The sequence below is a fragment of the Hominimerdicola alba genome (assembly GCF_900112155.1).
GTDB classification, from domain to species: domain Bacteria; phylum Bacillota; class Clostridia; order Oscillospirales; family Ruminococcaceae; genus Hominimerdicola; species Hominimerdicola alba_D.
The window spans coordinates 43,358-64,412 of record NZ_FOKQ01000024.1; the positions used below are offsets into that span (position 1 = coordinate 43,358).

General features: G+C 48.5%; 19 protein-coding genes. 4 read left to right on the forward strand and 15 right to left on the reverse strand.

From position 1 onward, the window contains the following. Nucleotides 1–3: 3 nt before the first annotated feature. From BM265_RS12990 to BM265_RS13030, 9 genes are all read right to left on the reverse strand, one after another. Complete coding sequence (locus BM265_RS12990; RefSeq protein ID WP_074962242.1) at nucleotides 4–1,428, reverse strand: ABC transporter permease; 1,425 nt, start codon at nucleotides 1,426–1,428, stop codon at nucleotides 4–6. 1 nt (nucleotide 1,429) lies between these two features. Then, complete coding sequence (locus tag BM265_RS12995; protein WP_074962243.1) at nucleotides 1,430–2,953, reverse strand: efflux RND transporter periplasmic adaptor subunit; 1,524 nt, start codon at nucleotides 2,951–2,953, stop codon at nucleotides 1,430–1,432. Between the two features lies 1 nt (nucleotide 2,954). Next, nucleotides 2,955–4,955 carry a coiled-coil domain-containing protein gene (locus tag BM265_RS13000; protein WP_074962244.1) on the reverse strand — a complete coding sequence of 667 codons (2,001 nt, stop codon included), beginning with the start codon at nucleotides 4,953–4,955 and terminating at the stop codon, nucleotides 2,955–2,957. 378 nt (nucleotides 4,956–5,333) lie between these two features. Then, nucleotides 5,334–7,343 carry a class I tRNA ligase family protein gene (locus BM265_RS13005; protein ID WP_074962245.1) on the reverse strand — a complete coding sequence of 670 codons (2,010 nt, stop codon included), beginning with the start codon at nucleotides 7,341–7,343 and terminating at the stop codon, nucleotides 5,334–5,336. Beyond that, a complete protein-coding gene (locus BM265_RS13010; protein ID WP_074962246.1) occupies nucleotides 7,330–7,845 on the reverse strand; it encodes a hypothetical protein in 516 nt (171 codons plus the stop codon). The genes BM265_RS13005 and BM265_RS13010 overlap by 14 nt, the downstream gene beginning before the upstream one ends. A 36-nt stretch (nucleotides 7,846–7,881) precedes the next feature. Then, nucleotides 7,882–8,193 carry a hypothetical protein gene (locus BM265_RS13015; protein ID WP_074962247.1) on the reverse strand — a complete coding sequence of 104 codons (312 nt, stop codon included), beginning with the start codon at nucleotides 8,191–8,193 and terminating at the stop codon, nucleotides 7,882–7,884. 12 nt (nucleotides 8,194–8,205) lie between these two features. Beyond that, on the reverse strand, nucleotides 8,206–8,550 hold the full coding sequence (locus tag BM265_RS13020; RefSeq protein WP_074962248.1) for a hypothetical protein: 345 nt from the start codon (nucleotides 8,548–8,550) through the stop codon (nucleotides 8,206–8,208). 39 nt (nucleotides 8,551–8,589) lie between these two features. Further along, nucleotides 8,590–8,964, reverse strand: a complete 375-nt coding sequence (locus BM265_RS13025; RefSeq protein WP_074962249.1) for a hypothetical protein — start codon at nucleotides 8,962–8,964, stop codon at nucleotides 8,590–8,592. A gap of 1 nt (nucleotide 8,965) precedes the next feature. Further along, nucleotides 8,966–10,624: a glutamate--tRNA ligase gene (locus tag BM265_RS13030; protein WP_074962250.1), complete on the reverse strand. Its 1,659-nt coding sequence runs from the start codon at nucleotides 10,622–10,624 to the stop codon at nucleotides 8,966–8,968. 284 nt (nucleotides 10,625–10,908) lie between these two features. Between BM265_RS13030 and rnhA the strand changes: the two genes are divergently transcribed. The 4 genes from rnhA to BM265_RS13050 are packed head-to-tail and all read left to right on the forward strand — an operon-like array spanning nucleotide 10,909 to nucleotide 14,043. Continuing rightward, entirely contained in the window at nucleotides 10,909–11,382 is a 474-nt protein-coding gene (gene rnhA, locus BM265_RS13035) for a ribonuclease HI (protein ID WP_074962251.1), read from the forward strand. A gap of 17 nt (nucleotides 11,383–11,399) precedes the next feature. After that, a complete protein-coding gene (nifS, locus tag BM265_RS13040) occupies nucleotides 11,400–12,611 on the forward strand; it encodes a cysteine desulfurase NifS (protein WP_074962262.1) in 1,212 nt (403 codons plus the stop codon). A gap of 14 nt (nucleotides 12,612–12,625) precedes the next feature. Next, nucleotides 12,626–13,708, forward strand: coding sequence for a tRNA 2-thiouridine(34) synthase MnmA (gene mnmA, locus BM265_RS13045; protein WP_074962252.1), 1,083 nt, complete (start codon nucleotides 12,626–12,628; stop codon nucleotides 13,706–13,708). Then, entirely contained in the window at nucleotides 13,705–14,043 is a 339-nt protein-coding gene (locus BM265_RS13050; protein ID WP_074962253.1) for a hypothetical protein, read from the forward strand. The genes mnmA and BM265_RS13050 overlap by 4 nt, the downstream gene beginning before the upstream one ends. 481 nt (nucleotides 14,044–14,524) lie before the next feature. Here the strand turns inward: BM265_RS13050 and trpA are convergent, their stop codons facing one another. From trpA to trpE, 6 genes are read right to left on the reverse strand one after another with little or no spacing between them, the layout of a single operon-like run. Continuing rightward, nucleotides 14,525–15,316, reverse strand: a complete 792-nt coding sequence (gene trpA, locus BM265_RS13055) for a tryptophan synthase subunit alpha (protein WP_074962254.1) — start codon at nucleotides 15,314–15,316, stop codon at nucleotides 14,525–14,527. Continuing rightward, nucleotides 15,306–16,496, reverse strand: coding sequence for a tryptophan synthase subunit beta (gene trpB / locus BM265_RS13060; RefSeq protein WP_074962255.1), 1,191 nt, complete (start codon nucleotides 16,494–16,496; stop codon nucleotides 15,306–15,308). Before trpB ends, trpA begins: the two co-directional genes overlap by 11 nt. After that, on the reverse strand, nucleotides 16,497–16,799 hold the full coding sequence (locus tag BM265_RS13065; protein ID WP_074962256.1) for a chorismate mutase: 303 nt from the start codon (nucleotides 16,797–16,799) through the stop codon (nucleotides 16,497–16,499). It lies immediately after the preceding gene. 1 nt (nucleotide 16,800) lies between these two features. Then, nucleotides 16,801–17,589: an indole-3-glycerol phosphate synthase TrpC gene (trpC, locus tag BM265_RS13070; protein ID WP_074962257.1), complete on the reverse strand. Its 789-nt coding sequence runs from the start codon at nucleotides 17,587–17,589 to the stop codon at nucleotides 16,801–16,803. Between the two features lie 4 nt (nucleotides 17,590–17,593). Beyond that, the gene (locus BM265_RS13075; protein ID WP_081358466.1) at nucleotides 17,594–19,228 is read right to left on the reverse strand and encodes a bifunctional anthranilate synthase component II/anthranilate phosphoribosyltransferase; all 1,635 of its coding nucleotides are present in this window, start codon (nucleotides 19,226–19,228) and stop codon (nucleotides 17,594–17,596) included. Nucleotides 19,229–19,246: 18 nt separating this feature from the next. Next, nucleotides 19,247–20,722, reverse strand: coding sequence for an anthranilate synthase component I (gene trpE / locus BM265_RS13080; RefSeq protein WP_074962259.1), 1,476 nt, complete (start codon nucleotides 20,720–20,722; stop codon nucleotides 19,247–19,249). Between the last annotated feature and the right edge of the window lie 333 nt (nucleotides 20,723–21,055).

Here is a 21,055-nt window from a genome sequence, read left to right on the forward strand (position 1 = left end):
TTATCATTCAGCTGACAATGCTTCAACAGGTACAAGCTTTGAAGCTTTCCATGCGGGGTAGAATCCGAATACAGTACCTGTCACAAGTGAGAAAGCGAGAGCGATCAACGCGCCCGATGCCGACATTTCAAGTCTCAGCCCGAAGTTAGATATCACAGGGCTGACTGCGATGCTCACCAGAACACCTATAACTCCGCCTATAAGGCTCATGCAGCAGGCTTCCATCATGAATTCCAGAAGAATATCTCTGCGTGAACCGCCCAGAGCTTTCAGTATACCAATTTCTTCTGTGCGCTCTTTTACCGAAACGAACAGCACGTTCATTATGCCGATACCGCCGATTATGAATACTATGGAAGCCATAGCGGTAAGCATGAGGGTCAGTGTTCTGTTGGACTTGTTTGCAGCTTCCATCTTGCTGCCCGCATCGGATATTGTGAAATCAGCCTCAGGATGAGCCACTGCCAGTGCAGTTTTCACGTTTTCGGTAACGGCATCGATGTTATCAACGTCCTCTGCAATGACTGTTATAGTCGGGCTGATATCACTGCCCGTCAGGTACTTTATACCTGTGGAATAGGGAATGAATATGGCATCGTCTGCGCTTATGCCCGCTTCCACTGTGCCCTGTTCTGCAAGAACTCCGCCCACCGTGTAGGGACGGTCATCGATGTAGACCAGGCTGTCATAAGCATCCTCGGCACTGCCGAAGATCTTCTTTGCCGCGCTGTATCCCAGCACACATACCTTGTTCTTGTTCTCGTTGTCAGAATCGCTGATATAATCGCCGAACATCATTGTAAGATTGCTCATCTCAGCGTAATTCGAGAGAGTTCCCGCAACGGTGTAGGACTCTGTTTCCTCGATATTTCCGCCGTAGATATCCTGCTTTGTTGTGTAGCTTATTGTAGCATCGCTCAGTCCCGGGACGTTTGTTGTGATATCATCCATATCCTCGGTGGAAAGGGTTATCTTCTCCGAATTTTTCGTGTCACTGCTTCCGCCGAACATTGAACCGAATCCGGGGAATGAGAATCCGCCGCTTCTGTCACCGGAAGGTTTGCCGTCTTTTCCCGATGAACCATTTCCCGAAAAGCTTGGCATTGCGCTCATCTGCGAGAAGTCAGGCATATTTCCGCCTGAGAAGCTTGGTCTTTCACCGCTTCCGCCTTTTGAAGAACCTCCCGAAGACCCTCCGCCGAATGGGAATCCCGAGGAAGTCTGCGCCTGTTCATAGCTTATATCCAGCGCACCTGCGTTCAGGTTGCGGAACTGTTCTGCCACATCAGCCTTGCCGCCGCGGCCTATGGCGATAACACAGACTATCGTAGCTGCACCCACAACAATGCCTATGGAAGTCAGCAGTACCTTGAATTTGTTCTGTATCAGATTCAGCCTGACAAGATTGAGTATCTCCGATATCCGCATATCACTGCACCTTGCCCTTTATCAGAAGTGTATCACCCTCGGAAACGCCCTCTATCTCGGCAATATTGCCGTTGGAGAATCCCACCTCGACTTTCACCTTTTCTTCTCCGCCGTCCTTCTGCTTTCTCAGAACATAGCTCTCGGTGCCCTCGGTGGTAACTGCCTTATTGGATACATAAAGAACGTCCTTTTCCTGCTTGGTGATGAATGTCACATTAGCGGTCATTCCCGAAAGAAGTGTCTCGGGGAAGCTTGTTACAACTACCGTAACGGGGTAGCTTACTGTTGCGGAATTTCCGCTGGTAGATGATGAACCTATCTCAGAAACATATCCCTCGAAGACTTCATCGGGGTATGAAAGAAAATCGATATCAACCGTATCGTCTATGTTCACAACCGAGATATCGTCCTCAGTGACATTCACGGTAACGGTTATGCTCTCAGCATCCGCATAGCTTGCTATTGCTGTTTCCGAACTCAGAGTATCTCCCGAAGCGTAGCCAACACCCGTAATAGTGCCGCTGTATTCCGCAAGTATATTGCCGTCTGCGATATACTCTTCAAAAGCTTCAAGGTCGGCTTTCGCATCATCAACAGCCTGCTGTGCTTCTTCCGCCGCAGAACCCACATCATTCACCGATACATCGTAAAGATCCTTTGCGTTCTCTAAATACATCACCGCTTCATCGTAAGCCTGCTTTGCCGCAAGTTCGTCCGATGCGCGGGAGCTTTCAGCGGATTTTATCTGTGCTTTCAGACTGCTTATCTGCGTAGCCAGCTGCGAGAGCTGTTTGTCATCTGTGCAGTTGGCATAATCGTTGTTGGCATCGTTCAGCTGTTCATAAAGATCATTGATATTCTGGGCGATCTCGTCCATAGTAGCATTGTATACAGCTTCCGCGTTATTGCCCTCGGATATGCGGGTATCGTAATCAAACTTCGCCGAAAGTTTGGTCTCGCTCTCTTCTATCTGAGCCTGTTTGAGCGCAAGTTCAGCATCATTTACAGCTTCTGTCACCTTTGCACGGGCTTCTTCGATGCTCTCCTGAGTTATGGTCATTATCACATCGCCTTTATTTACGCTCTGGCCCTCGGTTATCAGCACCTCGTCCACAACAAGCTCAACGGAAGATGATTCTGACTGGGAAGAAACGCTGGTGGAACCGATGCCGCCTTTGCCGCCGCTCATTCCTCCGCCCATACCACTCATGCCGCCCATTCCGGACATACCGCCCATGCTCATCCCACCGCCTGAGCCGCCTGCGGAACCTCCGCCAGAACCGCTTTCAACCGAAGCCGAAAGGCTGGTGGAAGTCAGCACAAGATCATAGGTCTGTTCCAGTGATTCAACGCTAATAGCCGCACTTTCGGTAACGCCCGCGGTAACATTTCCGCGTTCAACCGTTACTTCCTTTGCAATTTCCTCTGCACTGCTGCTTATCACCGATTTTTTATAAGATGTATATCCGTAAAAAGAACCGCCTGCAAGCAGTACAGCCAGTATTCCCGCAACGATCTTTTTCATATCAATTTTCCTTTCTGTTGATGAAGTCAGGTATGTTTGATGGGTCAAATCCTTCAGGCATATCTCCGCCGAAGCCTGGGAATCCGCGGGAACCTCTGTCCTCGCCGCTTTCTCCCTCTGAACTGTCCTTGAAATCCGAAAGTTCATTCATGCTGATGTTTCCCGAGTTGAAATAAACGTTCACCGATTCACCCGAGTAGAGGCTTGCGCCTTCATCAGCCGAGACTGTAACATTGAAACGAACATCTGCAAGGCTGTTTACCGTGCCCTCGGAGATAGCTGTTATCTTGCCGTTTGCTATACCCGTTTCCGATGAGTATATCATAACGCTGTCACCTATGGTGATCTTCGTCACATCGTTCTGGTCAAGTTCAACTGTTGTAACGTAGCTGGTCTCATCGATGTAGTATACATAAGCAGAGGTCAGCCCCGCACTTCTGCCTTCCTGCCATTCCGCCGAGTATATGATACCGTCGCGGTCGGCATTTATGTATCCGTCAGCAAGCTCCGTCTCGAAAATGCTGAGGTTCTCTTTTGCAGTATCGTAAGCTGTCTGTGCTTCTTCAAGTTCATCTTCAAGTGTTGAACAGGTTATCTCGTAATGATACTCTGCATTCTCACCCGAAGCGCTGTTGGTGTCATAAGAATTCTGAAGCTCCAGTTTGTCGCTTTCGTAGGAAAGTGAAAGTGAATTGTACTCCGAGCGCAGTTTTGTAATATTGCTCTTAGCCTGTGAAAGTGAAGATTCCAGCAAGCTTATCTCTTTTTCAATGGTCTTTATACTGCTCTGCCTTTCCTCAATTGCCGAACTATATTCACTTAACTGTCGGGAGATATCACTGTATGTGCTCTCGGTTTCTTTCAGCGTTCCTTCTGCTTTTTCGCAGTCAGATCTTTTCTGCTCGTATTCTTCGCAAGCCTGATCGTAAAGCTCTTTAAGCGCCTCTGTCACCTTGGCAGATGCGTATTCCTCGGGGTCAATGGCGACTTCCTGTTTTTCAGGTTCTTGCTTCTGTTTTTCGGTTTCTTCCGTGGCAGGAGCCTGTGAATCATAGCTCCTGGAGCTCATAATCATTCCGCCAGAAAATCTTCCGCCTGAAAAACCACCCTCGGGCATATCACCTGACGGCATCTCACCATCGGGCATATTTTCTCCCGAGCCATGGGAATCAGCGGGGATATCCGTTTTAACGTATTCTTCCATTGGGGAGAGTTTGCTGTTTTCGTCGTTTATGCCCAGCGCCTTTTCAAAATAGCCTACAACACCCTCAGCTGATTTGTAATCGCTTCTTGCATTGTCATAGCTCTTTGAAGCTGAATCATAAGCCGACTTCGCCGAGTTGTACTCATTCTGTATGTTGTCCTTTTCATACTGAAGATCATCGATCTCAGCCTGTAAGGAATTTATCTGCGCCTGATACTGAGATATCTGGGACGGCGTATTTGCCACCGTTGACGATGCCTTTGTGTATTCGTCATAAGCTTCCTGCAAAGCGCTGTCCAGCGAACTTACGCTGTCGTTGAATTCCTGCTCAGCGGTTTCACCCAGCAGAGTTTCCGATTCCAAAAGCGCCTTAGCCTTGTTCTGCTCCACATTATAAGATGTCTTTTTATCCAGCAGAGTATTGCTAGCTGATGAAAGCTCGCTTTGAAGAGTTTTCTTGGCTTTTTCAATGCTTTCATCGGTGAGCTTGTAAAGCTCCGTACCCTCGCTTACGCTTTCGCCCGAGCTTACAAGGACTTCTTCCACCGTAAGCTTTGCCGAGCTGTTTTTTATACCCAGCGTTGCTTCAAGCTGTGAGGAACTTACCGTGCCCCCTGCGCTGATAGTGTCATCTTTTTTCGGAGAGGTCACTTCCGTCTGGGATTTATCTTCCTGTGTATAGCTGTTTTTTGCTGAAAAAGTTGTCATCAATCCCACCGAGCTTCCTGCTATCAGCAGCACAGCACAAATGCCGGCAGTAAGACGTTTTCCTTTCAGTATTTCATTCCTGGTCTTCATATCCGTGCTCCTTTTTTAAAAGAGAATTCCTTCTTCATACTTTGGCATAGGCTCACACGCAGACTGAGTAATGCGCGCTTAGCTGTCCGCGTGTGGTTTATCCTATGCTCAGATTATACAACTTTACGCTGAATTGATGCTGAAAACGAGTGTGTATAAAGTAAGGTAACGGTGAAAAATATGTGAAAACATTTTACTTAATACCCCGGATTTTTCAGTCGGCCTGCTTCATCGTCTGAAAATGCAAAAGCACCGACATCTAAAAAATGTCGGTGCTTTGTGATCAGTTGTTTAATTTATTGCTATGTCGCTTTTGTGCCTTGAATGAAGGGATCTTCCTTGGAAGTTCTCGCTCAAGTGTTTTTTATGAAAATGCCCTTACTTCTCCGCCGTCTCAAACTGGCTCTCGTGACGAGTAAAGAAGTCCGTTCTCGGAGGCAGGAATTTCAGCTTATGATCTTCTCCAACGTAGAATGTCAGCGGTTCAAAGATGTTATCCCAGCTCCAGATCTCTTCACCGACCTGCAGGTACTCACGTACTTTTTCGGTACCAAAGGGTGCCATCGGATGCAGCAGCACAGCGGCGATCTTTATCATATAGAACAGGTCTGCCAGTGCCTGCGAAAGCTCCTCAGCGGGAGTATCTTCCTTGATGGTCTTAGCCATGTACTTGCTGCCGTTTCTGATATAGCTGTCCAGCACGTAGGTGCACTGATGGAATGCGAACTTCGACATATGTCTTTCGTAATCCAGCACAGCCTTTTTGCCCTCAGCAAGTATCTGCTCGCTGGGGGTGTTGGAAGGCATTACGCCGTCAAAATGCTTCTGTGTGGTATAGAAAGCGGTACGCACCATTCTGTTGTATACGTTTGAAAGCAGCAGACCGTCCTTGACAACTGGATCAGCATCCTCAGGCTTTGCATCGGGATTGTAGGGCTTGGGCATGAAGCTTACCGACCTCTGACCCAGTCCCAGACCAAGCCAGTGCATACGAAGCTGTTCGGGGGTATAGAAGTTCAGCAGGTCGTCAGCCATGGGGGGCTTAACAGCGCCTGAGCTTGAAGCCTTTTTATCAAGGAAAAGAATGTGATGGTTAGCGATAATGGTTGGCATCTGCATCTCGCCCTCAGCGGGGTCGGCAGTCTTCACATCGGATTCCTGCTGTGCCATCCACATTGCAGGCTCAGCGATACCGTAGAAATAGATATTGTCCTGTCCGATGAACTGGTAAACGCCGCTTTCTTTGCTGCACCAGTAGTTCTTCCACTCATCTCTGCTTCTGCCCTGCTGTTCAAGGTAGGTCTGGGTGAATGAGATAGGTGCCCACAGGGATTCAGGCCATACCCAAACGGTCAGACCCTCAACATCGTCCATAACAGGAGCAGGAACGCCCCATTCGATGTTGCCTGTCAGTCTGAAAGGTACAAGTGTCTTACCTGTACGGTAGCGGATGCCGTTGTTGACAAGAACTTTAACAGCCTCGTCGCAGTCGGAAAGTGTCTTGAACTGTACGGTGAAAGAGGGCTTTTTCGGCTCCTCGAAGTACTCGTGCTCGGGCATGGTATCTTTCAGCGAGAGGTACTTTTCCTCGTACTCGCGCTTGATGTATATAACGGGAGGCTTCAGGAATTCCTCGATGGTCTTGCATACAACCGGACGAACGTCCTTGCGCTTTTTCAGAATCTCTATCCAGCTTTTCAGAAGCTCTTCGTAATCTCTCAGCTTGAAATACCAGTTTGTAACAGGGCGCATTGAAGGCTTTTCACCTGTAAGTGTGCTGACAGGGTCGATGAGGTTCTCGGGCATATACTGATGACCAAGGTCGCATTCGTCTGCGTAGCCCTTTTCAGAGGTACAACCCTCGATGGGGCACTTACCGATGACCTGTCTGCCGTTGAGGAAACAGCCTGCTTTTTCATCATAGAACTGCATGGTGCTTATCTTGTTCAGCTGACCCTTTTTGTAAAGGCTGCTGATGAACCAGTCAGTGACCTCAGCGTGTATCTCCTTGCTTCTTCCAAGACCCGAAGCCGCGAAGATATCGGGGCAGATGCCGTAGTCATCAAGGGTCTTCTGCTGTTTGTCATGATTTCTCTGAACGAAATCGGTGAGCGAACCCTCAAACTCGCCGTCAGCGACTTTCTTTCTCCAGCCCTCAGCGATAGGAGAACCGTAGCAGTCAGTACCGCCCACGAAGAGAACATTCTCCTTGCCTATCCTGTCGCGGAGAAATCTTGCAAAAGTATCCGCGAAAACGAACATTCCGCCCACATGGCCGAAATGCAGTTCCTTGTTGCCGTAAGGCATACCGCCCGTAATTACAGCCCTCTTGGGGAATTCGGGACGAGGTATCTCGAAAGGCTTTCCGCCCTCTTTATTCTTTGCCATTTTCATTCATCTCTTTCATTTTAATTAAATTTGATATATATCGCTTATGCTGATGTCCTTTTATAATAAGAAATACTCCCACCGCAAACGTAACTGCCAGAAGTATATATGTCAGTATAGTCGTGTGGTGCAGGTAATAAGTAAAAGGCTTTGCTATCTTGCGGTTAATGAATATCGACAGCGGGACACAAGTCACAACTCCGATGATATGCCATATTATCGCCTTGCGTGAAGCACTGCCGCCCTCAGCTATCAGATCTCTTATACAGGTGATGCTCAAATATGTTGGCACTGATGCAAACATAAATATCAGCACTGCAAAAAGCCCACCGGCTTCTCCTACACCACGCATTGACGGTGTCCTTGACGATGTTATCATTACTGTCGTGACTATCACGGGTAAATATATGCATATACCGCAGGAAATAGTATTCTTGCTTACTTTTCTCAGCAATACCGCCGCTATAAGATACACTGCGGTTGAAACACCTATAAACGTCATATTTTAATGTCTCTTCTTTCTTTGGCTCTGTATCTATCAGGGGAATATCTTTCTGCATTTATCTATCTCGGCGCAGTCCTCTTCCGATATAAGTATTTCTACTGTTTTTGAGAGGTCGTTATCAACTATCCTCTCAGCTTTTATTAGTTCAATGACTTTCTCCGCACCTGTCTCGGCGTTCTCAGTCTCAAGCCACATTGCGATTACATCGCCGTCAACGTAATCATAGCCGTTGTCATATACGATGTTGTCTGTATATTCTTCTATCCTCACGGGAAGTGCATAGGTGAGGTCAAGGTCGGGATTTTCAAGCTTTTCGGGGTCAAACATGATTATTATGGTCTGCATGATATCCTCCTGTTATTCCCAGTGAACGCCGTCGCGGGTGTATACCTCGCCCTCGTCCCCCTGAACTTTAGCGCCCAGAAGTTCTGCCAATCTGATAAAAGGCTTTGCATCTTCTTCGCTCAGCATCTTGAAAGACGGCGCACCGCCCGAGAAGATCAGAAAATTCTTCACTCCGTCGGGGCTTGTGCAGACTACGCATTTTCCCAGATCGATACTTACAGCCCCGTCGGAGAATGTGCCGTCCTCAACAGCTTCAAACCCATCGGGAAGCGTGAGCGCTTTTACTTCTTCAAAAGTTATAGGTTCTTTATCATACACCCACAAGTCTGCGCGGGTCAGATGTGCTTCGTATGCCATAGCCGTTCCCGCCTTTCGGTATTATCATAAGTTCCCGGTCTACGCTGTAGTTGACCAGTTGTAATAGAAATACATACCCTCCGATTCAAAGAAGAGGTCAACATCGTTCCATTCAGGAGGGTATATCTCACACAGATCTTTTATTTCTCCGTGTTCGACCGTGACCTTCGGGCTCAGGAGATTCAGGTAGCTAAGAGTTCTCCCCTCATATTCATCTCTTGAAACAGGCTTGAATGAGAAGTCATACTTCAATTTTTTTGCATAATATTCATAGTCGCTCCACTGCCTGTCAACAACAGCTTTGCAGAAATCTTCTTTGTCCTTGTATTCAGACTTTGGTGCCATTGCGAGAAATATAAACATCTCAGCTTCGGGACTACGAAAGACAAGACTGTCAAAGGTGAATATCAGCATATCAAGCCCATTTGGAGAGCCTTGCCCTTACGATATCCTCGCCCAGAACATGGCTCACCTCGTGTATATCGGGAGCATTAGCTCTGCCTGTCAGGGCGATACGGAGCATATTTGTGATATGCACTATGCTGCCCTTGAACTTCTCGGGCTCTTTCTTGTAATCCTTTGGCTTTACCGCAAAGCCCAGCTCCTCGGTGATAGCCTTGACTTTATCGAACCATGCGGAGCTGTCATCAGCGTGGTCATAGCTTGCAAGATACTTCGCAAAGAATGTCTTGCGGGATTCCTCGTCAGCCTGCTCAGCCATATCGTCCTCGTTCTTGAAAGTCTCATCATAGTAGAAGCTCATGAAATCACAAGCCTGTTTCCATGTCTCGATATCCTTACGGGGCTTCTTGCCGTTCTTGCCAACATTCAGCGCGGCGATAGTTCTGTCCTTATACTTTTTCAGCAGTGCCGCGAACTCTTCATTGTACTCCTCGCACCAAGCCAGCCAGTTCTTGTAAACCGTCTCAGCGTCCATGCGGGAGATAGTCTCCTTGGCGATATCGCGGAGCTTATCCATATCCACAAGAGCACCCGATATTGACATCTTCTTAATGCTGTAAGGAAATTCCATGTAGGAAACATCGGGATTAGCCGCACGCCATTCCTCATAGTTTGAATTCAGCAGTGTCAGCAGGAACTCCCATACAACATCGTTGCTGATACCCTCCTGCTGATAGTAAGCAAGTGCCAGCTCTGGGTCTTTTCTCTTGGAGAGCTTTCTCTTTATCTGCTTCTCGGGGTCGTCCTCGGAAACATCTATCTTCATAAGTGTAGCAGTGTGGCAGTAGATAGGCTGAGTCCAGCCCAGCTGACCGAACAGCTCAACGTGCATGGGCAGTGAGCTTATCCACTCCTCGCCGCGGATAACGTGGGTGGAGCGCATCAGGTGGTCATCAACTACGTGTGCGAAATGATACGTAGGTATGCCATCGCTCTTCAGCAGTACAAAGTCTGCAAAGTTGCGGGGCATCTCTATCTTGCCGCGGACAGCGTCCTCAACGATTATCCTTTCATCGTTCATCTCGCCCTTGTATCTCAGTACCCAGGGCTTGCCTGCCTCGATATTAGCCTTGATATCTTCAAGAGAAAGGCTTCTGCTCTTCTCGGCGTACTTGCCGTAGATGCCGGGGTCTGCCTTGTTAGCCATCTGCTCATCGCGGATAGCCTGAATCTCTTCCTCGGTCAGGAAGCAGGGGTAAGCCTTGCCCTGTTCAACCAGCTTTTTAGCAAAAACATGGTAAATGCCCGCACGCTGACGCTGTCGATAAGGACCGTAAGCGCCCTTGTCGCCCTCGGCTGTAGCGCCCTCGTCAAAGTGTACGCCGAAGTATTCCATAGCGTTGATAAGAGTTTCCACCGCGCCCTCGACCTCGCGCTTGTTGTCGGTATCTTCTATTCTGAGGTAGAAAACGCCGCCTGACTGGTGAGCTATCCTCTCAGCGATAATAGCGTTATAGAGATTTCCAAGGTGTACGAAACCTGTGGGTGAGGGTCCTATTCTTGTAACGCAGGCTTCCTCGGGGAGTTCTCTCTTGGGGAACTTAGCCTCCATATCCTCAGGTGTGGCAGTTACGTCGGGAAACAGCAGTTTAGCTAATGCGAAATTATCCATGTTATCAGATCCTTTTTATGAAATACCCGTTATCCCGAAAGTGGGACAGTGCGGGAAAATATACTATAATATTATAGCACATTTTGTGTATTGTGTCAACATCGGCGAAACACCTTATACCAGTGGTAATTTTGGTATATACTTGGTATGTTTGGAAATGTGTCGTAAGTGTCTTTACAATTTCCGATCGATATGGTATAATATAATTTATACACAAACATAGTCAGCCCAGTTTTTTCAACGGCCTGACTAACGTTCTACCAAATCAAAAAGGAAATCTTATCATGAAAAAAATCGAGATCTTTACCGACGGTGCGTGCTCGGGCAACCCCGGACCCGGGGGCTACGGCACGATACTCAGGTTCAATAATATAAGCAAAGAGCTTTACGGCGGAGACCCCAAGACCACCAACAACCGCATGGAGATGACCGCGGTTATAAAGGGTTTGCAGGCGCTGAAAGAGCCCTGCGAGATCACGCTTTACAGCGATTCCCAGTATGTTATAAACGCCATAACAAAGGGCTGGGCTGAGGGTTGGAAAAAGCGCGGCTGGGTAAAAGCCGATAAAAAGCCTGCCCTCAACAGCGATCTCTGGGAGATAATTTTACAGCTCCTTGCAGTCCATAAGGTGGAGTTCGTATGGGTGAAAGGTCACGCAGGCCATACAGAGAACGAGCGCTGTGACGAGCTGGCAGTCAAAGGCTCACAGGAAGCAAGATCACTGGGCGCGGCATTTGATAAAGTAGTGGGCGAATGATCGCAGAAAGGCATTCCATGGAAAAACCATTTGTTTACGCCGATAACGCGGCGACCACCAACGTTTCCGATAATGCCCTGAATGCCATGCTGCCATATCTCAAAGAGCAGTACGGCAATCCTTCAAGCATTTATACCCTGGGCATGGACGCGGCAAAAGCCGTCCTCAACGCCCGCCGTCAGGTGGCGGAAGCCCTTGGTGCAGCCAGACCATCGGAGATATTTTTCACCTCGGGCGGTTCCGAGGCTGATAATCTTGCCATAAAAAGTGCCGCCGAATTCGGTGCAAAAAACGGCAAGCGGCATATCATCACAACCAATATCGAGCATCACGCAGTTCTTCACACCTGCGAATATCTTGAAAAACACGGCTTTGAGGTCACTTATCTCCCCGCCGATGAAGACGGTATTGTTTCAGCCCAACAGGTGGAAAATGCCATTCGCGAGGACACCTCAATAGTATCTGTAATGGCGATAAATAACGAGATAGGCAGTATTCTGCCCATTGAGGAGATAGGCGCAGTCTGCCGAAAGAAAGGTGTTCTCTTCCACACCGATGCGGTTCAGGCGATAGGTCAGCAGTATTTTGATTTAAAGAATATGAACATAGATATGCTCTCCATTTCGGGACATAAATTCCATTCGCCAAAGGGCGTGGGTGCGCTTTATGTCCGCACTGGCACACCGCTTGAAAGCCTTATACACGGTGGCGCACAGGAACGCGGCAAGCGTGCGGGAACGGAAAATGTTGCGGGAATAGTCGCCATGGGTGTCGCTATCACCGATGCTGTCAGCAGTATCGATGAACGCAATATTCGCCTTGCAAAGTTGCGGGACAGGCTGATAGACAATATCCTCGCCGATATCCCGTATTCAAGATTAAATGGCGGCAGAAAGCTCAGAAGTTCGGGCAACGTGAACATCTCTTTCCGCGGCATCGAGGGCGAGAGCCTTATACTTGCTTTGGACATCCGCGGTATAGCGGCTTCTTCGGGGTCTGCCTGCACCAGCGGCTCCATAGATCCCTCACACGTTCTGACGGCGATAGGTCTTAACGAGGAGCTTGCAAAGGGTTCACTCAGGCTGACCTTCGGTGACGGCAACACAGATGAAGATATCGACTATATACTCGAAGTTCTCCCCGAGACGATAAAACGCCTGCGCAGTATGTCACCCATGTGGCAGCGCATCTGCCGCGAAGAGGGCATACCCGATTATACAGTACAATAAAAAGGACAGTTATTATGGCTAAAAAAAGAGTTCTCGCTGCCATGAGCGGCGGTGTTGACAGTTCTGCGGCAGTAAAGCTGCTGCTCGATGAGGGCTACGAAGTCGCGGGAGCGACCATGCACCTTTATAATAATAAGGATATCGGCATCCGCGAAAAGACCTGCTGTTCGCTGAATGATGTTGAAGATGCGCGTCTTGTGGCGCTGAAGCTGGGCATCGATTTCCATGTCTTCAATTTTTCTGACGAATTCAAGCGCTGTGTGATGGACAATTTTGTTGATACCTATCTTGCTGGCGGCACGCCAAATCCCTGTATTGAGTGCAACAAGCACCTGAAATTCGGCAGTTTTCTCGACAGGGCAAAGCTTCTGGGATTTGACTTCATCGCCACGGGGCACTACGTTACTTCTCATTTCGATGAAGCCAGCGGAAGATGGATGCTGAAACGTTCAGCCGACAGGTCAAAAGACCAGAGCTACGTGCTCTACGGCATGACACAGGAACAGCTTGCCCACACCATTTTCCCCGTGGGTGCCATGAACAAGCCCGAGATACGCGCCATCGCCGAAGAAAACGGTCTTATCAACGCTCACAAGCGTGATTCTCAGGATATCTGCTTTATCCCCGACGGAGACTACGCAAGCTTCATAACCGAGAGGGCAGGTGAACAGCCCGAGGGCGATATAGTGCTTTCCGACGGCACTGTGCTTGGCAGACACAAGGGGCTTATCCATTACACCATTGGTCAGCGCCGCGGTGTGGGAGTTTCCTACAGCGAGCCCCTTTTTGTAACCGCAAAGGATATGGTTTCAAACCGCCTTATCATGGGTAATGCAAATGAAGTCTGCTCCAAAAGGCTCACCGCCTGTGATGTGAATTACATCACCATCGATAAGCTGACTTCGCCCCTGCGCTGCACCGCTCAGACCCGTTATCACCAGAAAGACGTTCCCTGCACCATTTTCCCCACAGGTGAAAACACAGCCGAAGTCGAGTTCGACACTCCTCATAAGGCAGTATCCAAGGGACAGTCTGTGGTATTCTATGATGGTGAATACGTCATCGGTGGTGGTATAATTAAGGATTCCGCAAGATGAAATTTTTAGTCAGGGAAAACATTCCCGCCTGCGAGATAAAAAAGTATCTGCCACCGCAGTTTGTTGGACTTTATGGCAGTATCTCGCACAGCACCGCACCTGTGAATCTGATAGTTTTTCAAACCGACCGCAAGTCTCTGGTCACCGGCAGATATGCTGAAAAAGCTTTGGCACGGATATCCGACAAAACTTTGGTAACGCATTGTTTTGCGAGTAAGTTTTCTTCCGAAGCGCAGGATATTATCTGCGCCAACAATGGGAAGGTTTATTCTCTTTTCAGCAATGTCATTTGGGGTGAGGAGCAGTTATTCAGGTTTAAGAATGGTGAGTTTTAGCTGAGATCCTTCGCATTGTTATATCGAAAATTTAAGCCATAGTTTTCCTGATTTACGGTCGGAAGAACTATGGTTTTTTTGTGTATGTGAGTTGTTGGGATAGTAGATGGTTTGCTGTTAGTCGTTAGCTTGCGACCTATCGCCCCTCGTACCTCGGGTCGAGTCATCGGATTCGCTGTCGCTGTCCGATGACGGGCGCGGCAATAATTTACGCAGACAAAAAGAGCGTGGACTGTTGTTTTGTCCACGCTCGATTTTTTTGTTATTGCCGCGCCTTGTTTTGGGGCGGGAGTTTTCTGTGCTATTTAAAGCACTATTGCCGCGTCACTTTTACGCCTTGACCGAGAGGCTCTGCCTCTCGAGCTCTCCGCAAGCCTGCTGGCGCGAGGCTTGACCGCGCGCTTTGATCAGCGGCATAGTTTGATTGGTGCGCTGGTTTGTTGCCGCGCATCGCTTGAGCCAAATCTCTCTTCCTTGGCAGTTAAGCATCCAGCGCTGTTCTTACGCTCTCAATAAATTCTCCCACCGGCTCAACGCTATCCGCACCATACTTTTCCACGATATTTACTATCGCCGATCCGATGATACAGCCGTCGCAGTAGTCTGCCATCTTACGAGCCTGCTCGCCGTTGGATATACCGAAACCGATGCAGGCAGGGCAGTAGTAGCCTTCTTTTAGGGGAGCCAGCAGTTCATCGAAATTTGTGCTGATCTCATTACGTGTACCTGTAACGCCCAGCGATGATACAATATAAAGGAAGCCCTTGCTTTCCTCAGCTATCATCTTTACGCGCTCCTTGGAGGTCGGTGCTACGAGATAAATGCTTCTTACGCCTGTCTTTTCTGAGTATTCCTTGACCTCGTCTCTCTCCTCGAAAGGCATATCGGGGATGATAACGCCGTCTATCTGAACGTTCTTGCAGTTATTGAAGAACTTCTCTGTACCGTAGCGGAACACGGTGTTCAGGTACATCATCAGCAGTATAGGCTTATCTGTATTATCGCGGAGCCTGCTTACAAGCTCGAATATCTGGTCGAGGTTTGTGTTATGTTTCAGCGATCTCAGGGAAGCACGCTGGATAGTGCCGCCCTCAGCGATGGGGTCTGAGAAAGGTACGCCTATCTCAACGATATCTGCGCCCTTATCGAACATTTCAAGCACAAGTTTTTCGGTGGTTGCGAGGTCGGGGTCGCCCGCTGTAATGAAAGTTACAAGTGCCTTTTTACCCTGAGCTTTGAGGTCTTCAAAGCAAGCGTCTATCCTATTTTTCATCTAACTCAACTCCTCTGTATCTAGCTATGGAATAAACGTCCTTGTCGCCTCTGCCCGACAGGTTTATAACAACTATCTGATCTTTGCTCATCTGGGGGATTATCTTCAAAGCCGCAGCAACAGCGTGTGCGGATTCTATGGCGGGGATAACTCCCTCTGTCTTTGAAAGGTATTCAAAGGCCTGAACAGCTTCCTCGTCGGTTATGCTGAAATAATCAGCTCTGCCGATGGAGTGGAGATATGCGTGCTCGGGACCAATGCCGGGGTAGTCAAGTCCTGCGGAGATAGAATATACTTCATCTATCTGACCGTACTCGTTCTGCAGGAACAGGGACTTCATGCCGTGGAAGATACCCAGGTCGCCCTTAGCGATGGTAGCTGCGTGTTCGGGAGTATCAACACCTCTGCCCGCAGCTTCGGCACCGATGAGTCTTACGCCCTTATCGCCGATGAAATCATAGAAAGCGCCCATAGCGTTTGAGCCGCCGCCAACGCAGGCAACAACAGCATCAGGAAGTCTGCCCTCTTTTTCCAGCATCTGCGCCTTGATCTCTTCACTGATGATCTTCTGGAAATCACGAACCATAGTGGGGTAGGGGTGAGGTCCCATAACAGAACCTATGCAGTAGAATGTGGTGTCGATGTTTGAGCACCAGTCGCGGAAAGCTTCATTTATAGCATCTTTCAGGGTAGCTGTGCCGCTGTCAACGCCTGTTACCTTAGCACCCAGCAAGTTCATTCTGTAAACGTTCAGGGACTGTCTTTCCATATCGGTGGAGCCCATGTATACTTCACATTCAAGACCCATCAGAGCGCAGACAGTAGCTGTAGCAACACCGTGCTGACCTGCACCTGTTTCAGCGATGATACGCTTTTTGCCCATCTTCTTAGCCAGCAGCAGCTGACCCAGAACATTGTTTATCTTGTGTGCGCCTGTGTGGTTGAGATCTTCTCTCTTGATATAAACCTTTGCGCCGCCAAGATCCTTAGTCATCTTCTCAGCGTAATAAAGCATTGAAGGTCTGTTTGCGTAGTCGCGGTAAAGCTCGCGAAGCTCCCTGTTGAACTCAGGGTCGTCCTTGTATTTGTCATAAGCGGCTTCCAGTTCATGTACTGCTGTCATGACTGTCTCGGGGATATACTGTCCGCCGAAATCACCGAAGCGTCCGATCTTTTCCATTTATTTACCCTCTTTCTTACTGTTGAACTCTCTTGTTTCAGCGCCGATGAAACAGCTTATCATCCTGCGGTAGACCGCTTCTGTTATATCGGGGTCACCGCCGCAGTTTTCAGCCTTTTCTCTCACGCCCGCGATGACCTTTTCTACTCTGTCGGGAGCTTTAACATCATCGCTGTTCTTCTTGAAGCCTGCAGCCTGCCTGACATACTGTCCGCGCTCAGCTATCAGCTTCACTATCATATCATCGATGCGGTCGATCTCGTTTCGTACTTCATCGATGCACTCGCATTTTCTGGTATCCATATTATACGCCCGCACGAAGTTCGTGAAGCTTATCCGTGATGCTTTCAGCCCTCATGAGTGTTTCGCCTATCAGCACCGCATCAGCACCGCCTTCACGTACAGCCTTCATATCCGCATTGGTGTTTATACCGCTCTCGGATACGAACACCGCACCATCGGGAGCGTAGGGTCTCAGCTTTGAAGCTGTGGCAAGGTCTACCTCAAATGTTTTGAGATTGCGGTTGTTAACACCGATGACCATGCCCTCGCGGTCAAGAGCGTAGCACTGCATCTCTTCCACTGTGTGCATCTCACCCAGTACGCTGAGTCCCAGTGTCTTTGCCAGCTTGAACAGCCTTTCAAAATCCTGTTCGTAAAGTACAGCCGCAATAAGCAGTACAGCATCTGCGCCCAGTGCCGCAGCTTCAAATATCTGATATTCGTCGAAAATGAAATCCTTGCGCAGTATGGGGATATTTACAGCCTTGCGTATATCTGCAAGATACTGTGAACTGCCCTGAAAATAATGCTCTTCCGTAAGACAGCTTATTGCATTGGCACCCGCCGCTTCGTACTCTTTTGCAAAGTCCACAGGACGGAAATCCTCTCTTATCAGACCCTTTGAGGGTGAAGCTTTCTTAACTTCGCATATGCATGAGAGCGTATCCTTTTTCAAAGCTTTTTCCAGCGAAAGGGGAGTGCGCTCTGCCAGCTGTATCTCAGCCCTGCGGCGCATCTTGTTCAGGGGACAGCGCTCCATTTCGTGTCTCAGCTGTATCCTGCGCTGAGCAACTATATCATCAAGTATCATATATTTATCCTCTGTTTGTAAACTCGATCAGCTTGTTCAGCTGTGCCAGTGCCGCACCGCTGTCAATGGCTTCGCGTGCCATTCTTACACCTGCCTCGATGTTGTTTGCCTTGCCGCAGGCATAGAGTGCAGCGCCTGAATTGAACAGTACGATATCTCTCTTAGCGCCCTGTATCTCGCCCTTGAGTATGCCCAGTGTAATGGAAGCATTCTCCAGTGCGTCGCCGCCAACGATCTCTGACTTTTTAGCGGTAGTCAGTCCAACATCCTCGGGAGAAAGTGTGAATCTGTTTATCTGACCGTTGTCTATCTCAGCGAAATATGTGGGAGCCGAAATTGATATCTCATCAAGACCGTCACTGCCGTAAACAACCATGGAGTGCTTAACACCCAGATTTTTCAGAACGTTTGCAACGATGTCGATAAGTCTTTCCTCGTAAACACCGATAACGTTGTACTCAGCATTTGCAGGGTTTGCAAGAGGTCCCAGGATATTGAAGACTGTTCTGATGCCGCTCTGTGCTCTTACAGGTCCCACGAATCTCATAGCCTTGTGATAGCTCTGAGCAAACAGGAAGCATACGCCAACCTCATCTATGCAGGCAGCAGCCTTTTCGGGAGTTGAAGCTATCTTTACGCCGAGAGCTTCCAGCACATCAGCCGCACCGCTTCTTGAAGAAACGCTTCTGTTGCCGTGCTTTGCCACAGCCTGTCCGCAGGCAGATACTACGAATGAAGAAGTAGTGGAGATATTGAAGCTCTGTGCCAGGTCTCCGCCTGTACCAACTATTTCAAGTACCTCGCTGTTGTGAGGAACTTTTGCCATCTTGTCTCTCATGCCCTGAGCACAGCCTGTTATCTCATCGATGGTCTCAACGTTCATTCTCATGGCTGTCAGCAGGGCGGCAGTCTGTGCATTTGTTGCACGGTCGCCCATGATGATGTCGATTGCGTCTCTTGCTTCCTCACGAGAGAGGTGCTGACCGTCAACTACCTTAGATATATAAGGCTTCAGCTCGGTTCTCTCGCTGTCAGGAAGAACGTTCACCTGAGGACCTGAAACTTCGATGCCTGCAATTCTCAGGAAGTTTGCGATTATAGCAGAGCCGTAATCCGTCAGTATGCTCTCGGGGTGGAACTGCACACCGTAAGTAGGGTGCTGACGATGTTTCAGCGCCATTATCTGACCTCTGTCATCTGTACCGATAACTTCAAGGCAGTCGGGAAGAGTTTCTTTCTCAACTATCAGCGAGTGATATCTTGCCGCATCAACTTTGTTTTTCAGACCTTTGAATATGGACTGAGTGTTGTCGATATCGATGGAAGTCTGCTTGCCGTGCATCTGTTCAGCGGCGTGGATTATATGTCCGCCGAAAGCTTCAGCGATGGACTGATGACCCAGGCATACACCGAAGATAGGCAGCTTTCCGCTGAAATGTCTTATAGCCTCAACGGAGATACCTGCGTCCTTGGGATAGCAGGGACCGGGAGATACTACCAGCGCCTGAGGGTCAAGCTTTTCTATCTCTTCAATGGTTATCTCATCGTTGCGGACTACCTTGATATCGGGGTTCAGCACACCGATAGCCTGATAAAGATTGTATGTGAAACTGTCGTAATTATCTATCAAAAGTATCATTTTAATTTACCCCCGTCCTTACAGTCTTGCCGCTTCCTTAACAGCATTTATAACCGCAAGAGCCTTGTTGCAGCTCTCTTCGTACTCGTTCTCGGGAACAGAATCTGCGACTACGCCGCCGCCTGCCTGAACATAAGCCTTGTTGTTCTTGAAAAGCACCGTTCTGATAGCGATGCAGGTATCCAGCGAACCGTCAAATGCAAGATAACCAACTGTTCCGCCATAGAGACAACGCTTTGTGGTTTCCATCTCGTCGATTATCTCCATAGCTCTTACCTTGGGTGCTCCCGAAAGAGTACCTGCAGGCAGTACAGCCATCAGTGCATCAAGAGGTTTCTTATCCTCTCTGAGCTTGCCCTTTACATTAGATACTATGTGCATTACCTTTGAATATCTTTCAACTACCATCAGGTCGGTGACTTCAACACTTCCGAATTCGCTCACCTTGCCGATGTCGTTTCTGCCAAGGTCGACCAGCATTGTGTGCTCGGCTCTTTCCTTGGGGTCATTGATGAGACGCTGTTCGTTCATTATGTCCTCGTCATGAGTAGCACCACGCTTTATGGTGCCTGCGATAGGTCTTGTTACTACCGTGCCGTTCTCAACGCTTACCAGCATTTCGGGAGAAGCACCTGCGAATGCGTAATCATCGTGCTTGAAGTAGAACAGATAGGGCGAAGGATTGGTTGAACGAAGCATTCTGTAAACATCGAAGCTGTCGGGCGGGTTGTCCATCTCAAATCTCTGGGAGGGAACTATCTGGAAGATATCGCCGTCCTTGATGTATTCCTTAGCCTTGCGAACATTTTCAAGGTACTGCTCCTTGCTGATGTTCGATCTTACCTCGATATCATCGGGCATGGGCTTTCTCTTCTTTACCTCGGGCTGATAGCTCTTCAGTGCAACTACTATATCAAGAGCAGTCTGTTCGCAGGCAGCGTACTTTGCATCTATATCATCTGTGGAATTTATGTTCAGTATGATGACTGCCTTGTTGCTAAGGTGATCATAAGCCACCAGCTTTTCAAACATGAACAGATCAGCATCAGCCATGCCAAGATCGTCCTTGGGGACATTGGTAAGCTTCTTTTCGAAGTATCTTACCATATCGTAAGCGAAGTATCCCATCAGACCGCCTGTCAGCTTGGGGTAGCTCTCAAATCTGGGAGATTTGTGTTCCTCGATGACCTTTGAAAGGAATCCGATAGGATCGTCGGTCTTCTCCTCAACGGGAGCCTTGCCTGCCTGTCTGATGGTCATAACGCCGTTTCTCAGTTCGTATTCAGCTTTGGGATCAATACCCACATATGAATATCTGCCCCACTTATCCTTGTTGTCTACCGATTCAAGTATGAAGCAGTCCGAATACAGTTCGTGCAGGCAGTTGAACAGTTGTATCGGAGTACAGCTGTCCATCAGCAGTTCATAGAAAACAGGAACTGTTTTGTAGCTTTCCAGATATTTTTTTACGTCTTCAAGATTCGGATACAGCATAGTGATTACCTCCTCAAAATATCTTGTAAAATCTCGTAAATACTCGCGAAATCTCAGTATTTCATAAAGTTATGTTCAAGAAATGAACCAAGTTATGGATGATCCAAAGCATTGAATGCCGGATTTAACGTTATCAGGGTATAGCAAACAAAACGTCTTGAGAGATCTGTTTTGACAGCCTTGATGCGACCCATATCCGTTACGGCAGCAAACCTCCTCTGTCCAACGGGATCATTCGTCACGTGAAGTCCCAACTTCCTTCGTTCTGCCTATCCATAACAGGGCGTCGGCGCAGCTCCATTGCGAGGTCATGCCCCTTGGTAATAATTCCTG